The 5,971-nt window shown below is 54.0% G+C and carries 3 protein-coding genes; 2 read left to right on the forward strand and 1 reads right to left on the reverse strand.

Annotated features, from left to right (window positions below; all coding sequences use genetic code 11):
• Together AC2VLY_RS07020 and acs are read left to right on the forward strand one after the other, a co-directional pair.
• Positions 1–1,845 (forward strand): monovalent cation:proton antiporter family protein (locus tag AC2VLY_RS07020; RefSeq protein ID WP_486922001.1); only part of this gene is annotated, 1,845 nt, incomplete at its 5' end.
• Between the two features lie 106 nt (positions 1,846–1,951).
• A complete protein-coding gene (gene acs / locus AC2VLY_RS07025; RefSeq protein ID WP_486922002.1) occupies positions 1,952–3,922 on the forward strand; it encodes an acetate--CoA ligase in 1,971 nt (656 codons plus the stop codon).
• 75 nt (positions 3,923–3,997) lie between these two features.
• On the opposite strand, the gene AC2VLY_RS07030 is transcribed toward acs, so the two are convergent.
• Positions 3,998–5,971 (reverse strand): AAA family ATPase (locus AC2VLY_RS07030; protein WP_486922003.1); only part of this gene is annotated, 1,974 nt, incomplete at its 5' end.

A 5,971-nucleotide genomic window follows, 5' to 3' on the forward strand; every position in this document is an offset into this window, starting at 1 on the left:
GTGCCCGATCTGGCCAGCACCCGTCAACTGGCAGCATTTGGTGTGGTGTTTCTGATGTTCAGCATTGGGCTGGAATTCAGTCTTTCACAATTCATGAGCATGCGACGACTGATTTTTGGTATGGGCGCTGCCCAGGTTTTGCTTACCAGTGTTATTTTTGTGGGTATTGCTCTGATTATTCCGCTTTCCTGGAAAACCGGCGTGATTCTCGGGGGCATTCTGGCCATGTCATCGACGGCCATGGTAATCCGTGCCCTGGCCGAGAAAATGGAAATGCAGTCCCGTCACGGTCGCATAGCGGTCAGTGTATTGCTGTTTCAGGATTTAGCCGTAGTTCCCCTGCTGATTCTGATTCCGGCACTGGCAGGGTCCGCCAAAGAGCTTCCTCATGATCTTGCCATGGCCGGTCTTAAAGCGGTGGTGGTGTTATTGGTCTTGCTGGTCATTGGCCGGCCGATAATGCGGCCCTGGTTTCAGTTGATTGCCAACCGCAAATCTACTGAGCTGTTCATGCTCAATGTGTTACTGGTGACCCTGGCTCTGGCGTGGATTACGGAACAGGCCGGGCTTTCTTTGGCTTTGGGCGCATTTGTAGCGGGCATGCTGATTTCCGAAACCGCCTATCGCTATCAGGTGGAAGCTGATATTGCGCCCTTTCGCGATATTCTCCTGGGGCTGTTTTTTGTCACCATCGGGATGTTGGTGGATTTGCCCGCCTGGTGGGCGAATATTGCCTGGGTGCTCATTGTTTTGTTGCTGATTGTGTTTCTAAAAGGCTTTCTGGTCTGGGGGCTGAGTCGATTATTCGGTTATGAATCCGGAGTGGCATTGCGCTCTGCCATTGTCCTTGCGCAGGCCGGAGAATTTGGTTTTGTATTGCTGGCACTTGCCAACCAATACCAATTGTTACCCGCGCATGTGTTGCAGCCGGTGTTGGGCGGTATGTTGTTATCCATGATGTTGGCACCCATTCTGGTAGAACGTAATGGCTGGATTGCGCGCAAACTGGTGGGAAGTTACCGCAATCATCGCGATCAGCAACTCACTGAAATACGCGCCGCTGATCTCAAGGCCCACGTGGTGCTTTGTGGATATGGCCGGGTTGGTCAAAGTGTAGGCAGGGTACTTGAAGAAGAAGCTATTCCTTTTATTGCCCTGGATCTGGATCCGGTGCGGGTCCGTCAGGCGCAGTCTGCGGGAGAGTCCATATTTTATGGGGATGCCAGTCGACGTGACGTTTTGCAGGCGGCGGGGATTTTCTCGGCGCGCGCGGTGGTGATCACCTATGCCAATGTGGCGTCCAGTCAGCGGGTTCTTTCCATAATCAAGGAGTTGAGACCGGAATTACCGGTGGTGGTCCGTGCTCATGACGACAGCCAACTGGAAAAACTGGAAGCCGCCGGAGCCGATGAAGTGGTGCCGGAGGTAAACGAAGGGGCTTTGATGCTCGCCTCTCAGACCTTATTACTCATCGGTTTCCCCATCAGCACCGTATTACGTCGGGTCCGACGTTTTCGTCAGGAGCGCTACCAGTTCTTCCGGGGTGCGTTCTGGGGCGGTTCTGAACCCGGCGAAGATCAGGCTTCGGCGCGACTGGCTTCTATCCCTTTGGGTGAAACCGCTTTTGGCTTGCACCTCAGCCTTCGCGAGTTGAATTTGACCAGTTTTGGCGTGTCTGTGGTGGCCGTGCGGCGGCACGGTATTCGCGGGCGTGATCCAGCTCCGGATACCGTATTGAAATCTGGAGATGTACTGGTTTTATTTGGTAGCCCCGCAGCACTGACCAAAGCCGAACTATATGTTCTTGAGGGTAACACTGCACAGGAAACTGCAGTCACCGCATAAGTTTTCAAGCTGGCCAGTAGCCGAATAGTCCAAGAACGCTTTTCTCTATGCTATGTTAAAGCATTATCTGAATATGTGGACCACACAAAAAAATTGAGAGTGATTTATGAATAATGCCATTGATTCCAGTCTGACCGAAAACCGCCTTTTCGCAGTACCCGCAGATTTTGCTGACCAGGCAAACCTGACGGCAGAAGATTTTGCAGAACTCCAGCAAAAAGCAGCACACGATCCTCAGCAATTTTGGGCTGATCTGGCGCGCCAGCATCTGGACTGGGACACGGAGTTCAAAACGGTACTGGACTCCAGCGACGCGCCGTTTTATCGCTGGTTCAGCGACGGCAAGCTCAATGTGACCCATAACTGCCTGGATCGTCATCTGCATGGGGCACAGCGCCATAAAGCGGCACTGATTTGGGAGGGGGAAGCCGGAGAAGTCCGCACCTATACTTATGCGCAGTTGCACCGGGAGGTCAGCATTTTTACCAATGCGCTCATCCATCAGGGTGTCAAAAAAGGCGATCGGGTCGCCATTTACATGCCCATGGTCCCAGAGGCCGTTGTGGCCATGCTGGCCTGCGCCCGTCTTGGTGCCATTCATACGGTAGTATTTGGCGGCTTTTCTGCCGAAGCGCTTAAAGATCGTATTGAAGATACGTCTGCCGTGATGCTTATTACCGCAGATGGGGCCTGGCGTGCTGGCAAAAAAGTCCCTCTCAAACATCACGCCGATCAGGCATTGCTGCGTGAACACGAACATTCCGTGAAACGGGTCATTGTCCTGCGCCGAACCGGTGCGGATATCGACATGCAGGAAGGGCGCGACATCTGGTGGGAGGAAGCTGTTGCCGGACAAAGCGCCGTCTGCCCCGCCCTGCCCATGGCGGCAGAAGACCCGCTGTTTATTCTCTATACCTCCGGCAGTACCGGCAAACCCAAGGGCGTGTTTCACAGCAGCGCCGGTTATTTGCTTTGGGCTATGCTGACCACCCGCTGGGCTTTTGATCTGAAACCCGAAGATGTGTACTGGTGCACGGCAGATGTCGGCTGGATTACCGGACACAGTTATGTGGTGTATGGCCCCCTCGCCAATGGCGCAACCATTTTCATGTACGAAGGTGCACCCATGTATCCCCAGCCCGACCGTTTCTGGGAAATGATCGCCCGCCATGGAATCAGCGTACTATACACGGCGCCTACGGCCGTCCGGGCTTTCATGAAAATGGGCGATGAATGGCCGGCCAGACATGATTTGTCGAGTTTGCGTCTGCTGGGTACCGTCGGCGAACCTATGAACCCTGAAGCGTGGATGTGGTATTCCCAGCAAATTGGTGCGGGACGCTGCCCCATTGTCGATACCTGGTGGCAAACTGAAACCGGTGGCCACATGATCGCGCCACTTCCCGGCGTCACCGCCAACAAACCCGGCTCCTGCGCCCTCCCCTTACCCGGCATCAGTGCCCGGATTGTGGATGACCGGGGAGATCCGGTTGACGCTCCCGACGCCGGGGGTTATCTGGTAATTGATCAACCCTGGCCGGGCATGTTACGTGGAGTCTGGGGGAATCCGGAGCGTTACATTGAAAGTTATTGGGCCAAATTCAATAACCGCTACTATGTAGCCGGTGACAGCGCCCGTAGGGATCAGGACGGTTATTTCTGGGTCATGGGCCGCATTGACGATGTGCTCAACGTTTCCGGGCATCGCCTGGGCACCGCCGAAATAGAATCAGCCCTGGTCGCCCATCCGGCAGTGGCAGAAGCTGCTGTGGTAGGGATTCCCCACGAAATCAAGGGAGAAGCTGTTTGTGCTTTTGTTATGCTGAAACATCAACATCAAGGGGATGACCGGGATGAACTCGGCGCGGCATTACGGGTGCAGGTCACTGAACTGATTGGCGCCATTGCCCGGCCGGATGATATTCGTTTTACCGACGCCCTGCCCAAGACCCGCTCGGGCAAAATCATGCGCCGATTGTTACGCTCTATTGCCCGGGGCGAGGATGTAACGCAGGACATCAGCACCCTGGAAGATGCGGGCACCCTGCAGCAACTGGGGGCTCAGGACAAACGCTGAGTTCTGCGTAAGCCTGAACTCGGCGGTGGGCCGGGAAGCTTTGCAGCGACTTTGGCCCGCCGTGTTCAGAATAAATCAGTGCAGACGACGCGGGGTGAAGGTGAAATTGTCACCTTCAAGCATCACTTCAATGATTTCACCCGGACTGAAATCCCCGCGCAGTAAACGCTGGGCAAGCGGGTTTTCAATTTCCCGCTGAATGACCCGTTTCAGGGGACGGGCTCCATAAACCGGGTCATATCCCACTTCAGCAAGACGGTCCAATGCCCCCTCACTTAACAACAAATCCATATCCCGCTCTTTCAGGCGCGCCCGCAATGCGCCCATCTGAAGACTGGTGATTTCCCGCAGTTGCACGGCTGTCAGCGGATGGAAAATCACCATCTCATCAATACGATTCAGGAATTCCGGACGGAAATGATCCTGAACCACGTCCATGACGGCGACGCGCATGGCGTCATAATTGCCGCTACGGCTGAACTCCTGAATCCGGTCCGAACCAAGATTGGAAGTCATGACAATGACCGTATTCCGGAAGTCCACCGTGCGTCCCTGTCCGTCCGTCAAGCGACCATCATCGAGCACCTGCAAGAGGACATTGAACACATCGGCATGGGCTTTTTCCACCTCGTCCAGCAGAACAACAGAGTAGGGTTTACGCCGCACCGCTTCGGTCAAATAGCCGCCTTCTTCATAGCCGACATATCCGGGCGGGGCACCAATCAAGCGCGCTACCGAGTGCTTCTCCATAAATTCACTCATATCAATGCGGACCAGTAGGTCTTCACTGTCGAACAGGAATTCTGCCAATGCCTTGGTCAATTCGGTTTTACCCACCCCAGTAGGCCCAAGAAATAAAAATGAGCCATTGGGTCGGCGTGGATCAGAAAGTCCTGCACGAGAACGGCGAATGGCATTGGCAACAGCGGCCACTGCCTCGCTTTGTCCCACTACCCGCGCCTGCAGGCGTTCTTCCATTTTCAACAACTTTTCTTTTTCGCCTTCAAGCATTTTCGAAACGGGAATACCTGTCCAGCGGGCCACGACCTCGGCGATTTCTTCTTCACCGACTTCGGTACGCAGCAAAGTCAATTTTGTCTGCTTTGCGCCTTCGCCTTGAGTTTCAGCCGCTTTGATCTGGGCTTCGAGGGCAGGAATGACGCTGTATTGTAATTCTGCCATGCGTTCCAGATCATTGGCGCGACGCGCTGTATCCAGATCCACGCGCTTGCGGTCCAGTTCTTTCTGAATTTGCGAAGTGCCTTCGATGGTCAGTTTTTCACCTTTCCAGACTTCTTCCAGATCCTGATATTTTTTATCCAGATCCTTGATTTGCGACTGTAAAATATCCAGTCTCTTCAGGCTTGCTTCATCTTTTTCTTTTTCCAGTGCGACCCGCTCAATATTCAACTGGATGATTCGGCGTTCCAGTTCATCCAGTTCCTGAGGTTTGGAATCAATTTCCATTTTGATACGCGATGCTGCTTCATCCATCAGATCAATGGCTTTATCGGGAAGGTTTCGATCTGGAATATAGCGGTGCGATAACTGGGCAGCCGCCACCAATGCCGGATCGGTAATGCGTACCCCATGATGGGCCTCATAACGCTCCTTGAGGCCCCGCAAAATGGCAATACTGTCTTCGACACTGGGCTCATCCACCAGCACCCGCTGGAAGCGGCGTTCCAGCGCCGCATCTTTTTCGATGTATTTGCGATATTCATCCAGGGTAGTGGCGCCAATACAGTGCAGTTCACCCCGCGCCAACGCCGGTTTGAGCATATTGCCCGCATCCATGGAACCTTCCGCCTTGCCAGCCCCTACCAGGGTATGAATTTCATCAATGAAAAGAATGATTTTCCCTTCACTTTTTTCAAGATCTGTTAAGAGGGCCTTCAGACGTTCTTCAAATTCACCCCGAAACTTGGCGCCGGCAATCAAGGCTCCCAGATCCAGGCCCAAAAGGCGCTTGTCGCGCAGGGATTCCGGTACTTCGCCATTGACCATACGCAAAGCCAGACCCTCAACAATGGCCGTTTTGCCGACGCC

This window comes from Acidithiobacillus sp. TH-A36, assembly GCF_057473445.1.

Excerpts from the sequence above, each read along its gene's own strand:
- acs (WP_486922002.1), top strand. The coding sequence starts at position 1,952 with ATGAATAATGCCATTGATTCCAGTCTGACCGAAAACCGCCTTTTCGCA.